Here is a 19,804-nt window from a genome sequence, read left to right on the forward strand (position 1 = left end):
AGCGCATCGACGTGTCCGAGGCCATGATCCACGTCGCCATGGGAAGCCTGCTGCTGCGCAGGATCAGCCACTGACACCATTCTCAAACGGACTCTTAGACCCTGTTTGGGTTCCCGATAGCACGAGCCTCCGGTTCCTGATAGCACGATATCCCGGGTTCCCGATAGCACGAGGCCATCCACAGGTTTTGCACAGGCGCCGGACGGCTCAAAAGCGAGCAGCAGGCGGCCGCCGACTTCGACCTCCAGAAACAGCGTGTAGCCCGGCAAGGGTTGGCGCTGGATGATGCTGCGCAGCTCGAAGGCGAAGCGCTTGAATGGCGATAGGCTGCCGGATTTCTGGTGCAGATGCCGGAAGTCGAAACGCCAGCCATGGCGCTGCCTGCCGCCGTGCTTGCGCACTAGGCGGTAGAGCCAGCGATCGAGCCCACCTGTCAGGTCGAAATAGGCCCGGTCGATGGTGAGCACGAGCGCATCGTCGAGGACGGCACGATAGAACCAGTCCGGCACGATCAGCTCGATCCCGGCGGGCTTGCCGTATCGATCGGTGCGCTCCTGCCATTCATTGATCCAGGAGAAGCGGTGACGGCGGCGCTCGGCCGGCTGGCGGAGCGAGGTGGCGACGGTGGTCGACTGGAGCCGGTCGAGCGCTGCCTTCAGGCGCTGATAGTCGCGCAGCGACACGCCGCGGCCGATGAAGTTGAGGATCTCATAGGGCGTGGCGGCCATCAGGCGCGAGGTGCGCAGACCCTTGTCGCGCGCCTCGACGATCTGGCTTGCTGCCCAGATCAGGATATCTGCGTCCCAGATCGTGGCCATGCCGTGATCGGGCACCGCCTCGACGCGGATGGTGACGTCGCCCGCCACGAAATCGATCGGGGCCGTGCGGTGGCTCTTGGAGAGGGAGAAGAACGGATAGGCCATGAGATCCTGCGCGTCGCGGGGCGCGAAATCGCCCGGGAGCGCATGGAACAGATCAAGCTGCCCTCGCTCCTGAGATGGGCGATGCCGCGCCGTCATTGAGGAAACCGCAAGGATCAGCGGGCGTGACGGCCGGCATGGGCCGGTACGGGCTCATGCCGCTTTGCGGGCAGGACGCGGCCGCGCGGATCGGAGGTCGAGGTGACGACGCCGCGCTCGGCCCAGGCTTCGAGATCGTCGATGGCGTAGACGACGCGGCCGCCGAGTTTGCGATAGGCCGGCCCGGTGCCGTACGTGCGGTGCTTTTCGAGGGTGCGTGCCGACAGGCTGAGGAATTCGGCCGCTTCCTTGGTGCGCAGGAAGCGCGGCGGCAGGGTCGCGAGATTGGTGGTCATGGGGGCCTCCGTGGCGTTCGCTGGAGCCGCTGGCGCTTAGCGGCGGGACGAAGGCCACGTTGGCGAAGAAGAATTGCGAGGGGGGAGTGCGAACTTAAGGGTGCTAAAAACGCACACCCGTGATCGTAGTGCCGGCTATTTGCGGCGGCGGTGGCGAAGCAGCTTGCGATAGCCGCCTTCGATCATGGCGAAGCCGTCCTTGACGAGATCGAGCACGGCGTCGCGCAGCGGGGAGGTCTTCCAGGGGTCGCTGGCGACGCGCTCGACGCCGAAGATGGCTTCGGCGATCTCGCGGTAGTCGGCATTGTGCATGCGCGCGTCGACGGCGCGTAGCATGTTCTTGAGGCGGCGGCGTTGTTGGGCTGTCATGCGCATATCCCGCGGAACAGAGAGGCCATGGAGACTGCGCCACAGGCGCGTCAGGGCCTGGATCCGATCGAGGCTATGAGCATCGAGCGGTATGATGGCGGCAATCGGCTGGTCAGGCCTGAGTTTGTTCAGCGCGATCAAATGGAGGCGGCCGCTCTCGGTGAAAGCCGACAAATGCAGACCTTCGAACGCGGTTTGCTGGAATTCCATGTCAATATCTCCGAGAACGAGCGGGCCGATCTGAACCAGTTCTGGTGCGGGACCGATATGCAGCACGCTTGTGTCGGTTTCCGGGGTCCAGAAGACGGGTTGCTCAAGGGCGCTTAGGCTTGGGCGGGCGGGGAAATCGCAGGCCCCAGCGATTGCCGATCGCTTCGGTTTCGTTGTCCCCTCTCACGGGAGTCTTAGCGATATTTGCATAGTCCCGCTGGTATTTTGGATTGCGGCGCAGGCATTCCCAGGCAAGCGCGTCTATATCGGCGTCGTCCCAATAGTCATATGGAATTGATGAGCGCCATTCTCTCGTATCTGGCGTCATGATGATCCTTCCTGTGCAGCGAATGCGCGTTAAGAGCGAATTGATTCCGCGAATTCAATTGCTTTGGAAGGATGCGAGTGGCAACGCCTGTTGCTTGCAGAACAACGGAGGCGTTCAGTGCGGGCGCTCGCGCCTGAGCTGCCGGTAGCCGTGTTCGGTCATCCAGTGAGCGCGCGCCAGATGGCTGTCATGGACGCGGCGGGCACGCTCGGGTTCCGCGATCGGACAGATCCTGAAAAGAACCTGCACGGCTTCCTGCCAGTCGGCGCCGTCGGCCTCCGCGTCGAGCAAGCGGGCGTAGAGTTTGATATGCTGGCGGTCATACTCGGTGAGCGCCAGGCTCGTGGGGGCTTCGTCGAGGTAATCAATCATCGTCAGTAAAAAGCACGTAGCATCCTTTGATCGGACTAGGCTTCCTTAACCATATCTACAGGCCGAAGGTGACAATGGGGCGGCAGTGCGTCCGTCCGGCTGAGTGAAACTATTTGCGTTCAGCGGATTCTTGCGCATCGACGATCATCACCCCTTCGTTCCGACCCGAATTGATGAAGGCGATGCCTTCGGTTTCCAAGGCTCTGCGCACTTGATCACTGGTGCTTTCATACACACGAAGGCCGCTTGCCGACTCCATGCGTTTGAGCGCGGTCAGCGAAACCTTGGCCTTGTCCGCGAGCATCTCCTGTGTCCACCCAAGCAATGCGCGCGCGGCCCGTGTTTGTCGGGCGGTGATCATGCATGATCACCTCCCACCGGCACCAACCGTCACGCCAGAACTACGGCTTCTCTATTCGGTCCGTGCCGAGCGCACGAGCCTCATCAGTCCTCCAATCGTCAATTACATACTATAGTTGATAAACTTAAAGTGTGTAAATTGCCATCGCTTTGCGCATGGACATGCGCAAACTGGTCGGCCGGAACTTCGCCCGCCTGCGTCGGGAGAAGGGCCTGACGCAGGAAGAGGTCGAAGCTCGTTCCGGTTTCAGCCAACAGTACCTCAGCAGTCTTGAACGCGGTCGGAGGAATCCGACCGTGATCACGCTCTACGAACTCGCCCAAGCCCTCGAGGTCAGTCATGTCGAACTGGTTGCACCCGACGACGAGACTTGATGAGCACTCCCGCGAGGATCATGCTTCTCTTCGTGGTCGGCACTCGACCGCCACAGGATGGGATCAGAGGAAGCCGGCGGGACAATCTATTATGCGACATCGCCTTGGCAGACCTTGGCGGTCAAGTCGTATTTGCGCACTCGCCGTTCCCCGTCCCCTCGCGGGGAGATGCTTCGGTCAGGTGATCCCCGGCCGAACTCGTGTCATAGGGAGGCAGGCTGTCGCCGTTCTCCCCATTCGAACTCTGTTCCGTCGATCCACATGCGATGCAGGATCACGGCGATTTTCCGCGCTAAGGCGATGATCGCCTTCTTGTGACCGCGCCGTCGCGCCACCTGCATTGCCCAAGCCTTCAACGCCGACCATCTCTTCACACGAGTCAGCAGCACTTGTGCGCCCTCGTAGAGCAGGCTGCGCATCATGGCGTCGCCCCACCGGGAGATTCTGCCGCTTCGATCGACCTCACCAGATTGCTGCTTGCGCGGCGTCAGGCCAAAATGGGCACCGACGGTCCGAGATCGCATAAAGCGCGTGGGAACATCCACCGTGGCCCGGAAGGTCAGCGCGACGAGAGGCCCCACACCTGGCACAGTCATGAACCGTCGGGTCAATTCATCCTGTCGCGCCAATTTGACCAGCAGATCATCCAATCTGCCAAACTGCTCCCGCAATCCACGCCTCGCCGCCAGAAGCGTATCCGTGACGACGTGCAGATCCGTGTCAGCGGTCAACTCGCGCACGCGCGGCTCGAAATCGCGAGCCGTGACCTTACCCAGATGATAGCCGAAGTCGCGGATCAGCCCGCCACTTCAGTCCCTGAGTGGGCACTGAATTTACGCAACTTCCCGCCACAAGCGTCTGTAGCAGCCGGGACTTCGATCCCATGATGCGAACCTCGCCCTCCGCGACCTCGACGCGCTGCGCGAGCGCGCGAAGGTGGTCGCGACGATAGCCGCCGCTTTCCAGTCTAATACGCTCACGGGCGGTTGTGGCGAACTTGCGCAGCATCTGCGGCGTCACCGCCTTCTGTCCTGTGTTCTGGAGCATGGCCTGCGCACGCTCGGCATCAGCTTTGGCCTGATCGCGGATGGCCTTGAGGCCGTCGATACGATCTTTCAGCGCCGGGTCGTCCAGATCGGCAACACCTGCCTCGATGGCGTCATAAAGCCGTTTGAGGCGCAATTCCGATTCGGCTGAGCGTTTGTTCAACTCGGCGATATGCTCGCGGCGGCGCTCAGCGTGTTCTTCCCTGCGGTCGAGCGCAGCGGCAAGCACGGTTTCCAGCCGCTCGGGCTGGAGAAGCTGTTTCTCAAGGTGATTGACGACAAGATCGTCCAACTTTTCCATCGGCACGGCCATGCCTTCGCAGGCGGTCGGCCCCTGCCGCGCCTTCATCGAGCAGGCGTAGTAGCGATAGCGCCCGCCCTTGCCGGTGCGGATGGTCATGGCCCCGCCGCACTTGGCGCAATGGATCAGGCCGGTCAGCATGGTTGGGCCGCTGATGACGCGGGCGGGCATGACCTTGGGATTACGAGCCTTGAGCAGCTTCTGAACCGCCTCGAACGTATCTTTGTCGATAATGGGGGGGACCGGAACCGTCACGATCTCGCTGACCGGCTTCAATTCCTTGGTTTTGGAGCGCTTGTTGAACTCATGCTCGCCCATATAGGTGCGACGGGTCAGGATGCGGTGCACCTGCCCGATGCCCCAACGCCCGCCATCGCGGGTGAAGATGCGGCGGCTGTTGAGATAGGAGACGATGTTCTTGACGCCCATCTGGCCGGTGGTGCCGTCGCCCTCCAAGGCAAGGCGATAGATCAGCCGCACCGTATCGGCGTGCAGCGGGTCAATCTCCAGCTTCTTCTTGGTCTTAGCCCCGCGCTGTTCGGCGGCGACGGTGCGATAGCCGATAGGAGGTAGCGAGCCGTTCCAGAAGCCTTGCCGCGCGTTCTCCTTCAAGGCGCGCATGACGTGCTTGGCGTTTTCCTTGGACTGATATTCATCGAACAGCGCCATGATCTGCCGCATCATGACATGCATGGGGTCGTCCCCCATTTCCTGAGTGATCGAAACCAGCTTCACACCGTTCTTCGCCAACTTGCGGACATAGAACTCAAGCTCGAAGTGATCGCGGAAGAACCGGCTGAACGAATGGACCACCACAACGTCGAAGGGCGCGGGTTTCGACGTTCCGGCCTCGATCATGCGCTGGAACTCGGGGCGGCGGTCATTGGTCGCCGATGCGCCGGGTTCAATAAAGGTTTCGACCAGTTGCAGGCCGCGTGACTCGCAATAGGCTTCGCCCTGCCGCTTCTGGTCGGGAATGGAAACGTCATGCTCGGCCTGCCGCGCCGTCGAAACACGCAGATAGAGGGCGGCGCGTAGCGGCACGGTAGAAGCGGTCATAATCTGTTTCCTTTCAAAGCCGGTTGTGTCCCGAATGGGGCCGCTACTCTGCGGCCTCCCTGATGGTCCTGACGATCCATTCATTCAGGCTCTTGCCCGATGCTGCTGCGGCAATGACTGCGGCGGCATGGTCGTCAGGCGTGAGGCGGACATTAAACTTGCCGGAGAACTTCCGGCGCGGCTCGATACCCTTCTCCCGGCACATTTCGAGATAAACGGCCAGCGACTTGCGGCCTTCCTCGATCAGATCGTGGACGCTTTCGGCATAGAAGTCGGCCCCGCCATTGAGGCCTACAAACTCGCCGCGCAGCATCTGAATCTCGGGATCGAAAGCGATAACCGCCTTCTCGCCATTGATTTCGACGACATTGTTCATGGCTTTACTCCGTGTTCGTCCAGCCATTTTCGGATGCTGGCAACCGCACCTTTGTCCGTATCCGGTGAGGGATGCGGGCGATGAAAGACGCGCACTTCGCCGAACAGGAACACGCCGACGCGCGAACCTTCCCGCTCGCTGACCTCCGCCCCGAGGGCTACAAACAGCGCCTCTATATCGGCCCAGCGGATCGAGCCGTTGACCGGGCGGGCGAAGATCAGTTCCAGCGTGGCTCTGTGACGCTTTTTCATGGAGTATCCAGTATCATTTTGTAGTACCGTTTTCAAGATCAATCTCAGGCCCTGTGTCGGGCGATCCGGTGTCGGGGCCGAACATTTCATCGAAGAGATCGCTGAACCATCGTTCGAACACCTCGATTTCGGCTTCCGTGACCGGAACGGGATCGGGCCAGTCGTCGGTTACGGTCCATGTGCTGAGGTCATGTTTGGGCGGCCTGCCGGGGAACGGCCACGGATAGCCCAGTAATTCCTCAAGCTGCTCCGACGCCGTAGGCGGTCGTTCGGTGCGCCGGGAACGGGATGCCGTCACCGGCTTGTGGTCGCCGCTGCGGTCAGAAGTCATCGAGGAAATCAAATTCGTTGAACGAGCGCTGCCGCCATCCGGCAGGGTTGGCGACCCAGCGATTGATGTCGGATTCCTTCCAGCCCGCGCCATTGGTGCTGATCTTGATCTGGGCTGGAAAGGTGCCTTCGGCGATCTTGCGATAGATGGTGGACCGGGACAGCCCGGTGCGGGCGAGAACGGTCTTCAAACGGACGATACGGTCTGGTTGACGCATGGCTGCGCTGCCTCCTGCTGGGTGTTTCTGGCTATTGCAGAGACCAGACAGAACAGTGATTTATCGTTGTGCAACTGATATTTAGGCAGCGTAGGGCTATGGCGTAGAAACGGCGGCAAATAGGAAAGTTCTTCGCTCTACAATCCGATGCCCCGGCCTCTGCCAAGGCCATGACTGAGGGAAAGTTGCCGCCCCAGCCTCATGCCTGAGTCGAAATCCATGTCGATGCCGAGTTGCTTCTTGCGACCTTCGAGCAGGGATTCCATCTGCGCATCGCGCTCAAGGCTTTTTGCCATGTTGCCCATCTCTGCTCGCGCGGCCTTGTAGCCGGAATAGTTGCCTGCCGCATACTGGCGGTCGCCAGTCTGCTTGAGGTCCCGGAACCGCTCCACGAAGCGGTCGGCGCGCAGTTCGGGATTTTGGCGCATCTCGGTTTCCAGTTGCAGAGCGCGCCTTGCAGGCGCGGCGCGATCAGGATCGCCAGAGGCGACATCGGCGGCAAAGTCGGGATTCCGTTTATAGACCGCCTCGGCATCGCGGGAACCGTGAGGACGCACATCGTCAAATCCGGCACGGGCTTCGTGCAGTTCCTGCACTTGTTCGGGTGTGGCGGCCATGTCTCGCGCCTGCGCCCCGAAGATCGTGTCCACGGCACGGGCATGACGGACAAAGGCCCGGCCACGGGCACGGCGCAACGCGGTCTCCGGGTCTTCCCCGGCCTGCCGTTCCGGTCCTGTCTTCCCGGCGCTTTCCCTTTCCGGGTGCTGCACGGCCTCGCGACCAGGCGCGGCGTTGTCATGCTGGTGCAGACGGTCGAGCATGTCATTGACAGCATCGCGCATCCGTTCCGGCATCAGCCTGCGCATGATCTGTGCGACACGGGCGCGGAAGGTGATGCCGCGCCGTTCGGCATAATCCTGCGCCGGGTCGTAATCCGTCGCCATGTCCTTCGACCTGTCACGCGACAGGATGTTGACGAGTTTGTCCTGACTGGCGAAGTCGTCGCGACCATAATGCAGGTCCGTGCCGTCGCGATGGCGCGACAGGGAAACATAGCTGCCATGGGTGTCCACGCCCGGTGTCGCCAGCACATGCGTCCGATCCACCGTCATGCCCTGCGCCTTATGGATGGTCGCGGCATAGCCGTGGTCGATCCGGTCGTAGTCTTTCAGGTCGAACGCGATAGAGCGGCCATCGTCTGTCTGCACGGTCATGCTCTGCGCGCTGACCTGCTCAATGGTCCCCAATGTGCCGTTCTTCACACCAAGACCGCGCTCGTTTTGCAGGAACATGACGCGATCCCCGCTGGCAAAATTCCGGTCGCCGCGCTCGACGGTCACGCGCACGTCCTCGCCCAGATCACCCGCCGCCCGCATCCGGTCACGGGCCGCCTCGTTGAGTTCGCGGACCTCGGCGTTGGTGTGGGTGAGGATGATGCGGCTGTTGTCTGGCGATGCCTGCCGGTCGCGGTCCCAGCGGTCGATCAGATCGCCGCGCGCCTGCTCGCGCGTTTCGGCGGAATGCACCATGCCGTGACGGTCATAGGCGCTGATCGCATTGCCGGTTCTTCCTGTCGCCAGATCACGGGTCGCGTCACGCTGCCAGTCCTCGCGCTGGCGTCGCACCTCATGGATTTCCACGCCACCATGACGGTCGTGGATAGACCGGAACGCCGCGCCCGCCTCGATGGATTGCAACTGCTGCGGATCGCCGACCAGAACAACCTTTGCGCCAGCCTCGGCGGCATGGGACAGAACGCGCTCCATCTGCCGCGTGCCGACCATGCCCGCCTCGTCGATGACAAGCACGTCGCGGCTGGTGAGCATGTCGCGGCCCTGTCCCCAGCCGTGTTCCATGCTGGCGATGGTGCGCGAGGATATGCCCGATCCGCCTTCCAGATTCTCGGCAGCGATGCCGGACAGGGCAACGCCGCGAACCTCAAAGCCCGCCGCTTCCCATGCCTCGCGGGCCACGCCAAGCATGGCGCTCTTTCCCGTGCCGGCATAGCCGACGACAACGCCAAGATCGCGCCCGTCCGTCACATGTGCCAGCGCGTGGGCCTGCTCGCCGGAAAGAACAAGGCCGCGTTCTTCCGCGCGGGCGAGTGCGGCCTCTCTGTCACGGTCGCTGACCTCGTGCAATTCCTTCTCGGCCATCAATTCCGCCGCACGATGCAAACGCTGTTCGGCGTCGATCATGTCGCGGGTGGTGAAACGGTCCTCGCCGCGTCCGTCCTGCCCAAGCTCGACCAGATCGGGCGAATTGCGCATCGCACCGATGACCTCGTTGAACTGGTCGATGCCGTCGCTGTGCCGGTGTGCGAACTTCGCCATGTCCCGGCGCGTGAACGTCGATTGCTGATGTGTGATCGCGTCCAGCGCCACGGAAGGATCGGTGATGACCCGGTCGCCATTGTTGCGCGCGATCTCGCGGTGCATCTCGACACGGTCTGCCGCTTCGACGCCTTCACCCTCGATCCGCTGCGCGGGTGCGCCGATCTGGCTTTGCGGCTCCAGCCCGATGCCCTGCGCCTCAAGGCTGCGATGGTCAATGCGGGCGTCGATGTCGAGTTCGGCCAGCCGCTCGTTGACATGCTCTGCCCAGCGTTCTCGCCACCGTTCGACCATCTCCGTGCGGTTCCACTCCCGGACTTTCGGGCCGAAACCATCCTCATCGACTTCGCGCATGGTGAGCATGACATGAGCATGGGGTTTGGGCATCCCGTCCTCGCCGATGTCCCAATGCACATTCAGGTCGGCGATCATGCCCTGATCGACAAATTCCGCCTGTGCGAAGTCGCGGGCAAGCTCGATGCCCTGCGCCTGCGTCATCTCGCGTGGAATGGCGAACTCGACCTCGCGGGCAAGCTGGGCGTCCTTTCTGACCTCGAACGCCTCCACATCGTTCCAGAGCCGTTCGCGGTCGCCAAGATGCTCGGGCGCGCCATCCGGCAGCATGACCTCGGAATGGACGACGCCGCGCTTGGCGGAAAAGTCCTGCACGCGGTCGATGCGCTCGTCGCGCAGCCGCGAGGCCGAACGGTAGGCGGCGGACGCCACCGCACTGCTTCCGGCCTTGCGGCCAATGACCTTGACGTGAAGATGATAGATCGCCATCGCGATCAAGCATTGCCACGGTCAAGCGCACGTCGGAACGACGTATAAGCGCGCCCTCCTTCGAAAAAATCTCGGGATGGACCGGGCCGTGCCAGACCGTCCCGGCAACAATACTGCGTTCGGCCGCCTGTACAACTATCATCGCCACATCAACAGCTTATGGAGATGATGATGCGCAAGCCACGGGACTACGACGCGGAATTGAAGGCGCTGGAAGACAAGGCCAAGGAACTGAAAACGCGCAAGGTGCAGCAACTCGGCGAACTGGTCATCGCCACCGGAGCCGATACGCTCACCGTCGATGAACTGGCTGGCGCGCTGATCGTCTTAGCGGAAACAACCGATGCCGGAAGGAAAGAGGCATGGGCCAAGCGCGGGGCGGCGTTCTTTCGCAGCAAATCGCGGCGATCAGCGACGGCAACTGACCGCGACACTGGCAGCGCTCAAACGCAACCGGGCAGCCCGCAATCGGCATCAGGCGGCACAGGCGCGGCATGACATGCGTAACTGGCAGGTCGAGCGCCGCAAGAGAACGCGGCACCTCATCGAGCTCGGCGGTCTTGTCGTCAAGTCGGGCATCGTCGAATTGACCGGCGACGACCGCGCCATGACCTACGGCGCACTACTCTGGATGGCCGAAAAGCTCAGGAGCGAAGATGCTGAACGGGCGCGAGAACTGTGGGCCGGAAAGGGGAAGGAGGCGTTCGCAGAGGGACAGCCAGCAGGCGCACACGACAGAATTCGATCGCATCAGGATCGGGCGTGACCGATGGCGGGCGGCGCGAAGACACCACAATCGCAGCGCTGCCCGCCATTGCGCGGCAACGCCGCGCAAATGCTTGCTACTTCATAGGTTTTGGCCGAAAACTGTGTCGCGGGTTTCGGGATTTTCGCGACAATAATTGAGATATACAGATGACCACTTCGAGCCGTCCAGATTTGAGCGATATCCGCCTTGGAGATTGGGTCGATCGTCGATTGCCTATCTCTTGGCGTCCCTATGCGAGACTTGCCCGGATTGATCGGCCAGTAGGCATTTGGCTTACACTTTTCCCCTGCTTGGCTGCTCTTATACAGGCGGCCCACGGGCTCCCTGAAATCTGGCTTCTGGTGGTGTTCTGTCTCGGTGCGTTCCTGATGCGAAGCGCCGGCTCGACAGTCAATGATATCGCGGATCGCAAGTTTGACGGGCATGTGGAGCGGACCCGCTTTCGCCCGCTGGCGAGTGGTCAACTCCGGCTCCACAGCGCAATAGTGTTTCTTGCCGCAGAACTCGCCCTAGCTGCGTTGTTGCTGTTTTTCCTGACCCCCTTCACGCGCCTCGTAGCGATATGCGTGTTGCCGCTCGTGTTCATCTACCCCCTTTGCAAACGCTTCACGCATTGGCCGCAAGCCGTCTTGGGCGCGGCGTTCAATTGGGGAATGTTGATGGCATGGGCGGAGGTTTCGGGAACGATCCCGGCCGGGGCCGTCGCTATGTGGATCGGCGCAATAGCGTGGCAGATCGGCTATGACACGGTTTACGCCTATGTCGATGTGGCGGACGATACCCGCTTGGGCTTGAAGTCGACCGCGATATTGTTCGGCCGAAACGGGAAAGCCTGCATTGGCCTGTTCTATGCCCTCGCCGTCGTTTCGTGGGCGGTTGGGGGCTGGCTGCTAGATATGTCGATGCTCTACGCGGTTGGCATGGTCATTGTCGCGGCCCATCTGGCTTGGCAGGCATGGCGTGTTGACCTCAAAAGGCCGGAGCTGAATTACCGCTTGTTCCTGTCGAATATCCTGACTGGCGCTCTTCTGGCAGGCGCGGCCCTCGCAGGAAGTTGGTAAGTCGCACAAATCCTAATATCGGGACACAGGAGTCAGAAGGGACGTGGCGAAAGGGCCAGTCGAAGCCCGAAACCGATCAACATCGTCGCGAACACCCATCGTTGAAGCGTCTGCACCAGCGGACGACGGGCGATCCATCGGCCGAGAACGAAACCAGCGCTCGCATACACGAGATCGAAGGCCAGCCCCACGCTAACAAGGATCACCCCCAACAGCAGGAATTGCCCCGCCATACTTTCTGGGCCGGCGTGGACGAACTGCGGCAACAGCACAGAGCAAAACAGCAGCGCCTTGGGGTTGAGGATATTCGTCAGTAGCCCCTGATAGAAGCACGATCCACAGGAGTGCGCCCGGCTTGGCGTCTGCGTTGCCGTCGCTTCGGGCAGGAGTGACCGGGCACGCAGGATTTGGATTCCGAGCCATATGAGATAGGTCGCACCGGCGAAGCGCACGACCTCGAATGTCATCGGGCTTGTGGTGAGCAAGGCCGCAAGTCCGAGCGCCGCCAGAGTTACGTGCGCCGCTCGCGCGAGCGCCAGACCCGCCGCTGTAGCGATAGCCGGCCCACGCCCCCCCGTCGCGCCGGTTTGCAGGATCAGAACCATATCCGGCCCCGGCACCAGATAGACGACGACCAGTGCCCCGATGAACAATCCTAAATCGGCCATGAGCCCGCCCCCCGATGATAATGTTTCGGTTCAGGCTACCGTGAATATCGAGGGCATGTCCTTGCAAGTTGTGCTGAGATGCAGGAACATATTGGCGAGTTATGCTAATCTTCTCGCTAAAGATGCTAAAGGATGCCAAAATTGAAGCTGGATGCCATCGACCGCCGTATCCTCGCCGCCTTGCAGCGGGACGCCCGCCTGACTAACGTGCAGCTCGCGGAGGTCGCCGGGCTATCGCCTTCGCCATGCCTGCGGCGTGTGCGGATTCTGGAACAGTCCGGCGTGATCGGCGGCTATCATGCGAGCCTCGATCGCGCGGGCTTGGGGCTTGGTCTGACCGTTTTCGTGAGCGTCAAGGTCGAGCGCCACCATGACGAGCCGGCAGCGGCGTTCAGGGAAGCGGTTCGCGCCTTGCGGGAGGTCGTGTCCTGCCATCTGGTATCGGGAGAGGCCGACTTTCTGTTGCAGGTCGTCGTTCCCGATCTGGCGGCCTATGAACGCTTCCTGCTCGGCACGCTGCTCAAGTTACCGGGCGTGAACGACATACGCAGCAATTTTGCGATCCAGACCGTCAAATCCCAAGCACCTCTCCCGCTCGATCATCTCCCGAGTACGGAGGCGTCGCAATTATCCTAACTTTCGCAACAGTCGGTTTGAACCCATTGCTGTCATTCATCGCCGTTGATAAGCTGTCAGAGAGGCTGGTGCAGCCTGCCGCTCGCATCCGAAGTCGGAATGGTGAATGCACTCACAGCATAGCATGACCTCTGACCCTTTGGGCGGATTGTCGGCAACGCGAGCACCGGCGCGCGAAAGCGTTTCCGCCTTTAAGGAAACAGAGCATGCACAGCTTCATGGACGCCAAGATACTGGCGAAAAATCTCCGACAATCACTTGCACATAATGGAATAGAGCGCTCGCACAGCGAATGCCTTGAACTTGTGGCGCAACAGTTCGGATTAAAGGACTGGAACCAGCTTTCAGCACGGATTGCCGCGACAGCGAATCGCGCGTCGATGGATCACCTCGCGCTGCCGGAAGGCTGGAAGCTTGCACGACATACGGACCGCTCAATCTACCGGATTGGCATGGACACCGAAGCGCCCGGTGTCGCGAAGATAGCCTGCCGTGCTGGTCGCGCGGATGGCATCGTCCTGCCATCAGATAGCTTCGGCGTGATGATGCAGAGCATAACCGCCGAACCCTATCGGGAGCGAAAGCTGGCTCTTTCTGCTATGATCAGCACCGATGATGCGGATGCGGCATCGATATGGATGCGTGTCGATCAGTCTCTTGGGCAGGTTCTCCGGTTCGACAACATGTTGGATCGTGTCGGTGAAGGTTCCTTGCGCGGCACGAACGACTGGACAACCCGTCGCATCGTCCTCGACGTTCCCGATAGCGCGGCAAGCATCCATTATGGTCTGCTCCTGAACGGCTACGGCAGCATGTGCGTGAAAAACTTGACGTTTGGCGAGGCGCAGGCTGGTTGGCCGGTAACGGCCGGCGGTGGCAAGCTGTTCATGAAGCCGACCAATCTGGATTTCTCATCGGCAGCATAACAGCCAAAGGCATGTCCCATCGCAGGGGCTTGCCTTCCTATCGCAAGCGGTAGCTTCGTCCCGCGGAGCTTGCCGTGATGTGTCGCAAAAGTCAGCCGCGCAAGTCAGACTTTCGCACGAGACTTTTGCGACAGATTTTTCCCTAAAAATCAGTGATCCCTATTTTGTCGCGATATATAGAATTTGTGCGACGGATCGAAGTTCGACCGGAAGCCTATCCACTCAGGCCATAGTGCCGCTATGGTTTCATGACGTGCCTTTATGGCAGCGGGGTCCGCCAAATCTACGGACCCAACATAGCGTGTGTCGGAAATCGATGTGATGACGATAGGATCCCAGCCGAATTGATCGGCCGTTATGTCAACTATGATATTTCCGGAAACGACCCAGGCGTGGCCTTCCCATTGCGCTCCAGAGTAAAATCCGCACGCTGCATCAGGTGCCCCGCTTTTTCCGGCATATGGCGTTCCGCTCATCCATTCGGCAGGATGCCCCTCATGTCTCAGCACATCCCGTAGAAACAAGCTGGTTCTACCGCAAATATGTCTGGACGGGGGATGCACGGTGCGACCTCCCGATTGATGCCAGCGGTGCCATACTGGTTCGATAAATAATCTCGCGGCCGATGCGATACGTTGAATTTCATTCAGCTGGGTCATCCCTCTGTCGCGTCGTTGCAAAATTCCCGAAACCCGCGACATATCCCTCGGCGTGGCCGTCAAGCGGCGTTCAGATCACCGTGATTCCTTCATGGAAATTATCACCCGGAGAGGGCCATAGCGAAAATGTAGTGATCATCTCTATCGTTCTCGGCCCGCGAATTTCATTCTCGACATCCTGGAGTTTGTTACGCAGCAACTGCCGGGCAGTGAGGATTGCGCGCAGACGCCGACTGGTCGGCGTTTTGACATGAACTTCCTTGAACAGCCCGACCCGCATCATCTGCGCGATACCTCGCGCATCGTGACGGTCGGTTTTGTTCATCTGCGCCGCCAAGGCGGCTTTCATATGCCGGGTTTCAACGCAGATAACAGGAAGGCCTGCTTCGGCGAGCGTGCCGAAGATGTGCTGCGATAGCATTCCAGCCTCCAGGCCAACGCGATAAACGATAAAGGGCAGTGCCAGAATGTGCTGTGCAATTTCCTCCGGCTCGGAAGTAAGCTTTGCTTCGTGAACAACCTGGCCGCTATGATCTACCACGCACAGATTCACGGTGCGCGCCGAGACATCCAGGCCAATGTAGTGATTTTCGGTCATACCGAATCCCTCCAGAATCAAGGACCGGTACTTCTCTTAGCCAAAAATTCGTGGGCTTTGTAAACTACGACTATTTCAGTCGTTCTTTGCGAGAGAGCATCGCAACGCGGGGTCTTCGCACGAAAACTACCATTGTGAACTTGATCGCTACGAAGCCTTCAGCATTTTTTCTGTTGGCAGATCATGTTGCGTGGTTTGACGGATACGGTAGCAAGAGCACAAAATAGGAACATCAGCTCGTCGATTCGGAAACTACGGCGTGCATCATCCCTAGAGCCGATAGGGGGCAAAGTGGGCATCGCGGACGACTTCAGGACTTTCCTCGAGAACATCAAAGTAGATAACTCAGCAACCATCTCGCTTCGCTATGGCGAGATCACCTCCGCGCTGAACAAGCAATTTCGAGATACCGAGTCGAAAACTGCCAACAGCCTTCAGGTCGGCTCCTATGGTCGCTGGACGGCGATCAAGGGCATTTCCGATCTGGACATGATCTACATTGTCCCGGCCTCTGAGTGGGATACCTACAAGGATGGCGGACAGTACGAGCTCCTTCGCGACACCAAGGATGCGATCAAGGCGCGCTATCCATCGACAACGGTGAAGGTCGATCGGCTAGTTGTGCGGGTCCTCTATAAGGATTTCCATATTGAGGTTATGCCCGCTTTTCGGGAGGCGGATGGAAGCTACAAATATCCCGACACCGCGAACGGAGGATCATGGAAGATCACAAAGCCCCAAGCCGAACTCGATGAGATGCGGGCGGCTAATGAGCGGAAGAATCGGAATCTCCGGCGCTTGTGTAAGATGGCTCGCGCTTGGAAGAACAAGCACGGCGTGGCTATGGGCGGCCTTCTGATTGATACACTCGCCTACAACTTTCTTGAATCGACCGATGAGTACGACGAGAAAAGTTACCTCTACTACGATTATATGTGTCGAGATTTCTTCAAGTTCCTGGCTGACCAACCCAAACAGTCGGAATACGCCGCCCTCGGCAGCCGACAGCGCGTACGGGTAAAGAAGAGGTTCGAGCGGAAGGCAAAGAAGGCCCACGAACTCTGCCTGAAGGCTATCGAGGCGAGCGGCCAGGCGAATGAGCGCCAGAAGTGGCGTGACGTGTTCGGCAATGGCTATCCCGCTCCCGCATCCAAGTCGGAAACAGAAGCCACGCTCGCCAAAGCAGCGTTTCGTAACACCGAGGAATTTGTTGAGGATCGGTTTCCGTTGGATGTCCGGTACGAGATGCGGATCGACTGCGAGGTTACACAGAACGGCTTCCGGGCCACACGCTTGCTCGACCTTCTCGAGCGGCACGGCATCCTTCTGCGCAAGAAAAAACTTCGATTCTTCGTCGCGGACGGCGCCGATCTCCCCGATGACGTCGACATCTATTGGAAAGTGTTGAATCGAGGAGACGAGGCTGAGCGGCGCGACATGATCCGCGGCCAAATTATCCGTGACGATGGCAATTGGGAACAGCGTGAAAGCACCGACTTCCGGGGAAACCACCTTGTGGAATGCTATGCGGTCCTGAATGGTGTTGTCGTCGCGCGAGATGACATCCTCGTTCCCATTAGCGCACAGAGCGCTGAAGTAGGCGACCATGCAGCTTGACTATGACATCACCCTTGAGGATCAAATCCGCGAGTGCTTCGGTCGGGTGGTCTATACTCACAAGACGCACGAGAGGATGGCCGACAACTGCGCTAAAAAACTCAATCGGTTTAAGGTTGGACAGATCGTCCTCACCGCAGCGACGAGCACGGGCGCTGTTGGTGTAGTTGTAACGAATGAGACGTGGCTCGAGGTCGCAACGGTTCTGGTGTCATTCCTGACGCTCTTCGTGACAACCTACCTCAAGAACTTCGATTTGGGCGCGACCGCGCAGAAACACCGCGATGCCGCGGCGAAACTGTGGAACGTCCGCGAGTGTTACCTTTCGCTCCTCACGGATCTGCCGGCTCTTGACCGGCAGGCGGCCGTTGAGCGTCGTGACGAGTTGCAGACTATGCTCGCCGCACTCTATCAATCTGCGCCACAAACGGATGGCAAAGCCTACGTTGAGGCTCAGAAGCGTCTTCAGAAAATGGAAGACATGACGTTCAGTGCTGACGAGATAGATTGTTTTCTACCGCTATCACTAAAACGTTCAGGCGGACGACCGAAGACCGATGAAGGAACATGAGCGCGTGCCCCTTTCACGCTCACCGGCTATCTGACATTGGGGTTTTATGGCGACTAGATGATTAGCTCCGCATGGTGCCGGTGAAACTCCTAAATGTTTCAACCAGGCTCGAAGTTGCTGTGCAGGAGCGCTCGAATACCCCATCTATTATAGTCGGAGTTGATTGGGAAAGCGACCCAGAATCGGCGTTTGAGGCCCTGTCAGCAAGAAAATGAACCCCGACTGATTCGGTCGCACGCCAAGCGAGCCCCGCGCACGATGATCGCGCCGACGGCAGATTCAAGTATCTGGATCGGCCTTGTCACCCTCATCGTTCTCGAAGTCGTTCTCGGCATCAACAACCTGGTCTTCATCGCGATGCTGGCGGACAAGCTGCCGTCCCATCAGCGCAACAGGGCGCGCATCGTCGGCCTGTCGCTGGCGCCCGCTATGCGCGTGGTGCTGCTCTTCTCGATCTTCTGGATCGTGAGGCTGACCTGCGCCGTGATGTCGGATCTCGGTCGGGATCGGATGAATTTGGCCTACGACGAGGAAACGCGGGCGATCACCGAAATCTCTTGCGTTAGTGCCGATCACTAGCCGCGACCATGAGGATTGCCCGGCGGCTGTTGCCGCCGGGCCTTCGACGCCCGCTCAGAACGGAATTTCGTCGTCGTCAATGACCTTGCCGTCGTCGTTCTGGGTCTGCTTCGCCCGGCTGAGGAAGTCGACCGTCTCGGCGATGATCTCGCAGCCGTAGCGGTCAACGCCCTGCTGATCGGTCCACTTGGTGTAGTGGATGCGGCCGCGGATCAGGACCTTCATGCCCTTCTCGCAGTGCTCCTGGACCGTCTTGCCGAGGCCGTTGAAGCAGGTGATGCGGTGCCATTCGGTGTCCTGCACCCGGTAGCCATTCTCGTCGCGGACGACACGGCCTTCCGAGTAGCGGGGGCGCGAGGTGGCCAGCGTGAAGTGGGTGATGCTGGTGCCGCCTTGGGTGGTGCGGGTTTCCGGGTCCTGGCCGATGTTGCCAGCGAGGATGACGATGTTCTGCATGGTAGTTCTCCGTTGCTTCATTCGGAAGGACCGTCCCTCCGATGATGCCCGGCCAAGACCGTCGGGAGATGCCTGCACTGACGCCGGAGCGTCAGCTTGACCCGTAAGGCCCGGAGTGGAGCGGGCAGGCGCTTCAGCGCCAACACGGTCCGGAGCCGCGCGGGTTGCGGTCAGAAACCGAACGGGCTTAGGGGATCAGTCAGGAGGAGGGATTGGTCCTTCAGAAGAAGCCACTGGAACGGGGACAGCCAGCAGAACCTTCCTCTTCATCCGCAACACGGACTGCGAAGGATCCGCCCCCCACTACCCTGGCGGCAGCACCACATTCATCACGCGGCCTGTCCCCTTCGCGGCCATCACTCGTCCGTGGCCGAGCCTTCAGCGCGAAGGGCTATCGGGTGGCACCGGTTGAAGAGAACCGGCATCCCTAAACGGCCGGAGCATCGGGGCAGCTTGCCCGTGAAGTATGAGGGATCGCCAGCCGCCTCGGTTACCACCTATTCCAAGACGGTCGATTGCTGCCGATTGACCAAGAGCTCGGCTGGGACCTGTCGCGAGGGTCGTCATTCCTGTGAAACAGACAAGGGAATCCGAGTGTGCGGTTCACAAGCGGCGAAAGCGTGGGCTGGCCGACGATGCTGCCCGTCTGTGTCCTGGCACCGTTGGCGTCTGTGTGCCGGCCACCTGGATCAGCTATCCAGTTGGGTCAGCGCGAAAGGACGACCGTGCCGAGGGCGTTGAGATTGGCCATCGCCGCCACGCCGACGATCAGCCCGCTGGTACCACACAGCATGTTGAGAAGGATGGCGGAGTCGATGGCGTTTTTGGCGACGCCATGGAAAAGAGCATAGCCGGCGATGAAGGCTGGTATGGCGAAGGCGGCAAGCGCAATGAGACGCAGAAACGGGTTCTTGGCAAAGCCGAGAATGGCGATGACCAGGCCGACGGAGAGCAATGCGGCTCCGATGGCAGCCAAGCCCGACATGACGAAACCGGCATCGGTCGCGTAGACGTGCTGGAAGGCCGCAATCCCGACCATCACGGGCAAAGCGTAGGTTGCGAAATTGAAAGCGATTACGCAGAGCGCAATCGAGAGGGAGATGGCGAGCAGGATGAGCGTCATGGGAACCTCCACATGATCAATGGAAAGATCACGACAGGCTGCCCGATGAATCGCTCCGCCTGCGACTATGCTTCGAACCGGTTCTGCAAGACGATATTCTTGGGCTGAGGGACCT

25 protein-coding genes and 1 pseudogene are annotated in these 19,804 nt (G+C 60.1%); 9 read left to right on the top strand and 17 right to left on the bottom strand.

The genetic code is table 11. The features are described 5' to 3' along the window. From GGR16_RS25330 to GGR16_RS25355, 6 genes are all read right to left on the bottom strand, one after another. Positions 1 to 1,019, bottom strand: a 1,019-nt coding sequence (locus GGR16_RS25330) for a replication initiator protein A (RefSeq protein WP_210289715.1), incomplete at its 3' end; no start/stop codon positions are given. Positions 1,020 to 1,036: 17 nt separating this feature from the next. Continuing rightward, positions 1,037 to 1,315 (bottom strand): helix-turn-helix transcriptional regulator, encoded by a 279-nt coding sequence (locus GGR16_RS25335; RefSeq protein WP_183318914.1) that lies wholly within the window; start codon positions 1,313 to 1,315, stop codon positions 1,037 to 1,039. Positions 1,316 to 1,450: 135 nt separating this feature from the next. Next, on the bottom strand, positions 1,451 to 1,960 hold the full coding sequence (locus GGR16_RS25340) for a DUF2285 domain-containing protein (RefSeq protein WP_343059962.1): 510 nt from the start codon (positions 1,958 to 1,960) through the stop codon (positions 1,451 to 1,453). 37 nt (positions 1,961 to 1,997) lie between these two features. Beyond that, complete coding sequence (locus GGR16_RS25345; RefSeq protein WP_183318916.1) at positions 1,998 to 2,222, bottom strand: transcriptional regulator domain-containing protein; 225 nt, start codon at positions 2,220 to 2,222, stop codon at positions 1,998 to 2,000. A 114-nt stretch (positions 2,223 to 2,336) separates the two neighbouring features. Next, positions 2,337 to 2,594, bottom strand: coding sequence for a DNA -binding domain-containing protein (locus tag GGR16_RS25350; protein WP_183318918.1), 258 nt, complete (start codon positions 2,592 to 2,594; stop codon positions 2,337 to 2,339). 109 nt (positions 2,595 to 2,703) lie between these two features. Then, positions 2,704 to 2,955: a helix-turn-helix domain-containing protein gene (locus tag GGR16_RS25355; RefSeq protein ID WP_183318920.1), complete on the bottom strand. Its 252-nt coding sequence runs from the start codon at positions 2,953 to 2,955 to the stop codon at positions 2,704 to 2,706. 155 nt (positions 2,956 to 3,110) lie between these two features. Between GGR16_RS25355 and GGR16_RS25360 the strand changes: the two genes are divergently transcribed. Next, positions 3,111 to 3,329: a helix-turn-helix domain-containing protein gene (locus tag GGR16_RS25360; protein WP_152367876.1), complete on the top strand. Its 219-nt coding sequence runs from the start codon at positions 3,111 to 3,113 to the stop codon at positions 3,327 to 3,329. 203 nt (positions 3,330 to 3,532) lie between these two features. On the opposite strand, the gene GGR16_RS25365 is transcribed toward GGR16_RS25360, so the two are convergent. From GGR16_RS25365 to traA, 7 genes are all read right to left on the bottom strand, one after another. After that, complete coding sequence (locus tag GGR16_RS25365; RefSeq protein ID WP_183318922.1) at positions 3,533 to 4,069, bottom strand: transposase; 537 nt, start codon at positions 4,067 to 4,069, stop codon at positions 3,533 to 3,535. Positions 4,070 to 4,097: 28 nt separating this feature from the next. Continuing rightward, positions 4,098 to 5,735 carry a recombinase family protein gene (locus GGR16_RS25370; protein ID WP_183318924.1) on the bottom strand — a complete coding sequence of 546 codons (1,638 nt, stop codon included), beginning with the start codon at positions 5,733 to 5,735 and terminating at the stop codon, positions 4,098 to 4,100. A gap of 43 nt (positions 5,736 to 5,778) precedes the next feature. Next, positions 5,779 to 6,111, bottom strand: a complete 333-nt coding sequence (locus GGR16_RS26350; protein ID WP_108128028.1) for a type II toxin-antitoxin system HicB family antitoxin — start codon at positions 6,109 to 6,111, stop codon at positions 5,779 to 5,781. Continuing rightward, complete coding sequence (locus GGR16_RS25380) at positions 6,108 to 6,362, bottom strand: type II toxin-antitoxin system HicA family toxin (RefSeq protein WP_072294780.1); 255 nt, start codon at positions 6,360 to 6,362, stop codon at positions 6,108 to 6,110. The genes GGR16_RS26350 and GGR16_RS25380 overlap by 4 nt, the downstream gene beginning before the upstream one ends. Before the next feature lie 13 nt (positions 6,363 to 6,375). Next, complete coding sequence (locus GGR16_RS25385; RefSeq protein ID WP_242013863.1) at positions 6,376 to 6,693, bottom strand: hypothetical protein; 318 nt, start codon at positions 6,691 to 6,693, stop codon at positions 6,376 to 6,378. Next, the gene (locus GGR16_RS25390; protein ID WP_018631404.1) at positions 6,683 to 6,910 is read right to left on the bottom strand and encodes a helix-turn-helix transcriptional regulator; all 228 of its coding nucleotides are present in this window, start codon (positions 6,908 to 6,910) and stop codon (positions 6,683 to 6,685) included. Before GGR16_RS25390 ends, GGR16_RS25385 begins: the two co-directional genes overlap by 11 nt. 137 nt (positions 6,911 to 7,047) lie before the next feature. After that, the gene (gene traA, locus GGR16_RS25395; protein ID WP_108128027.1) at positions 7,048 to 10,026 is read right to left on the bottom strand and encodes a Ti-type conjugative transfer relaxase TraA; all 2,979 of its coding nucleotides are present in this window, start codon (positions 10,024 to 10,026) and stop codon (positions 7,048 to 7,050) included. A gap of 171 nt (positions 10,027 to 10,197) precedes the next feature. Here traA and GGR16_RS25400 point away from each other — a divergent pair, with 171 nt between their 5' ends. From GGR16_RS25400 to ubiA, 3 genes are all read left to right on the top strand, one after another. Beyond that, the gene (locus GGR16_RS25400; protein WP_183318926.1) at positions 10,198 to 10,524 is read left to right on the top strand and encodes a conjugal transfer protein TraD; all 327 of its coding nucleotides are present in this window, start codon (positions 10,198 to 10,200) and stop codon (positions 10,522 to 10,524) included. Between the two features lies 1 nt (position 10,525). Further along, complete coding sequence (locus GGR16_RS25405; protein WP_108128025.1) at positions 10,526 to 10,792, top strand: conjugal transfer protein TraD; 267 nt, start codon at positions 10,526 to 10,528, stop codon at positions 10,790 to 10,792. A 149-nt stretch (positions 10,793 to 10,941) separates the two neighbouring features. Continuing rightward, positions 10,942 to 11,856: a 4-hydroxybenzoate octaprenyltransferase gene (gene ubiA, locus GGR16_RS25410; RefSeq protein WP_108128024.1), complete on the top strand. Its 915-nt coding sequence runs from the start codon at positions 10,942 to 10,944 to the stop codon at positions 11,854 to 11,856. Positions 11,857 to 11,888: 32 nt separating this feature from the next. Here ubiA and GGR16_RS25415 read toward each other — a convergent pair whose 3' ends face one another. Then, positions 11,889 to 12,524 (bottom strand): LysE family translocator, encoded by a 636-nt coding sequence (locus GGR16_RS25415; RefSeq protein WP_108128023.1) that lies wholly within the window; start codon positions 12,522 to 12,524, stop codon positions 11,889 to 11,891. A gap of 132 nt (positions 12,525 to 12,656) precedes the next feature. On the opposite strand from GGR16_RS25415, the gene GGR16_RS25420 reads away from it, so the two are divergent. Together GGR16_RS25420 and GGR16_RS25425 are read left to right on the top strand one after the other, a co-directional pair. Continuing rightward, positions 12,657 to 13,160: an Lrp/AsnC family transcriptional regulator gene (locus GGR16_RS25420; RefSeq protein WP_108128022.1), complete on the top strand. Its 504-nt coding sequence runs from the start codon at positions 12,657 to 12,659 to the stop codon at positions 13,158 to 13,160. A 206-nt stretch (positions 13,161 to 13,366) separates the two neighbouring features. Next, a complete protein-coding gene (locus tag GGR16_RS25425) occupies positions 13,367 to 14,086 on the top strand; it encodes a glyoxalase superfamily protein (protein ID WP_108128021.1) in 720 nt (239 codons plus the stop codon). Between the two features lie 729 nt (positions 14,087 to 14,815). Here the strand turns inward: GGR16_RS25425 and GGR16_RS25430 are convergent. Continuing rightward, positions 14,816 to 15,343: an IS110 family transposase gene (locus tag GGR16_RS25430; protein WP_183318928.1), complete on the bottom strand. Its 528-nt coding sequence runs from the start codon at positions 15,341 to 15,343 to the stop codon at positions 14,816 to 14,818. 291 nt (positions 15,344 to 15,634) lie between these two features. Here GGR16_RS25430 and GGR16_RS25435 point away from each other — a divergent pair, with 291 nt between their 5' ends. From GGR16_RS25435 to GGR16_RS25445, 3 genes and pseudogenes are all read left to right on the top strand, one after another. Beyond that, complete coding sequence (locus GGR16_RS25435) at positions 15,635 to 16,960, top strand: SMODS domain-containing nucleotidyltransferase (protein WP_183318930.1); 1,326 nt, start codon at positions 15,635 to 15,637, stop codon at positions 16,958 to 16,960. Continuing rightward, positions 16,950 to 17,531 (top strand): SLATT domain-containing protein, encoded by a 582-nt coding sequence (locus tag GGR16_RS25440; RefSeq protein WP_183318932.1) that lies wholly within the window; start codon positions 16,950 to 16,952, stop codon positions 17,529 to 17,531. The genes GGR16_RS25435 and GGR16_RS25440 overlap by 11 nt, the downstream gene beginning before the upstream one ends. Positions 17,532 to 17,789: 258 nt before the next feature. Next, positions 17,790 to 18,032, top strand: a pseudogene (locus tag GGR16_RS25445) (TerC family protein); the annotation flags it as partial. A 132-nt stretch (positions 18,033 to 18,164) separates the two neighbouring features. On the opposite strand, the gene GGR16_RS25450 reads toward GGR16_RS25445, so the two are convergent. Together GGR16_RS25450 and GGR16_RS25455 are read right to left on the bottom strand one after the other, a co-directional pair. Further along, the gene (locus tag GGR16_RS25450; protein ID WP_183318936.1) at positions 18,165 to 18,566 is read right to left on the bottom strand and encodes a single-stranded DNA-binding protein; all 402 of its coding nucleotides are present in this window, start codon (positions 18,564 to 18,566) and stop codon (positions 18,165 to 18,167) included. Between the two features lie 706 nt (positions 18,567 to 19,272). Continuing rightward, positions 19,273 to 19,689, bottom strand: a complete 417-nt coding sequence (locus GGR16_RS25455; protein ID WP_183318938.1) for a hypothetical protein — start codon at positions 19,687 to 19,689, stop codon at positions 19,273 to 19,275. Between the last annotated feature and the right edge of the window lie 115 nt (positions 19,690 to 19,804).

The sequence above is a fragment of the Chelatococcus caeni genome, from assembly GCF_014196925.1.
GTDB classification, from domain to species: Bacteria; Pseudomonadota; Alphaproteobacteria; order Rhizobiales; family Beijerinckiaceae; genus Chelatococcus_A; species Chelatococcus_A caeni.

Coding starts and splice junctions, on each gene's coding strand:
- GGR16_RS25345 (WP_183318916.1), bottom strand. CDS start 2,222: ATGACGCCAGATACGAGAGAATGGCGCTCATCAATTCCATATGACTAT.
- GGR16_RS25360 (WP_152367876.1), top strand. CDS start 3,111: ATGGACATGCGCAAACTGGTCGGCCGGAACTTCGCCCGCCTGCGTCGG.
- ubiA (WP_108128024.1), top strand. CDS start 10,942: ATGACCACTTCGAGCCGTCCAGATTTGAGCGATATCCGCCTTGGAGAT.
- GGR16_RS25350 (WP_183318918.1), bottom strand. CDS start 2,594: ATGATTGATTACCTCGACGAAGCCCCCACGAGCCTGGCGCTCACCGAG.
- GGR16_RS25430 (WP_183318928.1), bottom strand. CDS start 15,343: ATGACCGAAAATCACTACATTGGCCTGGATGTCTCGGCGCGCACCGTG.
- GGR16_RS26350 (WP_108128028.1), bottom strand. CDS start 6,111: ATGAACAATGTCGTCGAAATCAATGGCGAGAAGGCGGTTATCGCTTTC.
- GGR16_RS25335 (WP_183318914.1), bottom strand. CDS start 1,315: ATGACCACCAATCTCGCGACCCTGCCGCCGCGCTTCCTGCGCACCAAG.
- GGR16_RS25400 (WP_183318926.1), top strand. CDS start 10,198: ATGCGCAAGCCACGGGACTACGACGCGGAATTGAAGGCGCTGGAAGAC.
- GGR16_RS25390 (WP_018631404.1), bottom strand. CDS start 6,910: ATGCGTCAACCAGACCGTATCGTCCGTTTGAAGACCGTTCTCGCCCGC.
- GGR16_RS25455 (WP_183318938.1), bottom strand. CDS start 19,689: ATGACGCTCATCCTGCTCGCCATCTCCCTCTCGATTGCGCTCTGCGTA.
- traA (WP_108128027.1), bottom strand. CDS start 10,026: ATGGCGATCTATCATCTTCACGTCAAGGTCATTGGCCGCAAGGCCGGA.
- GGR16_RS25355 (WP_183318920.1), bottom strand. CDS start 2,955: ATGATCACCGCCCGACAAACACGGGCCGCGCGCGCATTGCTTGGGTGG.
- GGR16_RS25440 (WP_183318932.1), top strand. CDS start 16,950: ATGCAGCTTGACTATGACATCACCCTTGAGGATCAAATCCGCGAGTGC.
- GGR16_RS25385 (WP_242013863.1), bottom strand. CDS start 6,693: ATGACTTCTGACCGCAGCGGCGACCACAAGCCGGTGACGGCATCCCGT.
- GGR16_RS25370 (WP_183318924.1), bottom strand. CDS start 5,735: ATGACCGCTTCTACCGTGCCGCTACGCGCCGCCCTCTATCTGCGTGTT.
- GGR16_RS25450 (WP_183318936.1), bottom strand. CDS start 18,566: ATGCAGAACATCGTCATCCTCGCTGGCAACATCGGCCAGGACCCGGAA.
- GGR16_RS25420 (WP_108128022.1), top strand. CDS start 12,657: ATGCCAAAATTGAAGCTGGATGCCATCGACCGCCGTATCCTCGCCGCC.
- GGR16_RS25425 (WP_108128021.1), top strand. CDS start 13,367: ATGCACAGCTTCATGGACGCCAAGATACTGGCGAAAAATCTCCGACAA.
- GGR16_RS25380 (WP_072294780.1), bottom strand. CDS start 6,362: ATGAAAAAGCGTCACAGAGCCACGCTGGAACTGATCTTCGCCCGCCCG.
- GGR16_RS25415 (WP_108128023.1), bottom strand. CDS start 12,524: ATGGCCGATTTAGGATTGTTCATCGGGGCACTGGTCGTCGTCTATCTG.
- GGR16_RS25405 (WP_108128025.1), top strand. CDS start 10,526: ATGCGTAACTGGCAGGTCGAGCGCCGCAAGAGAACGCGGCACCTCATC.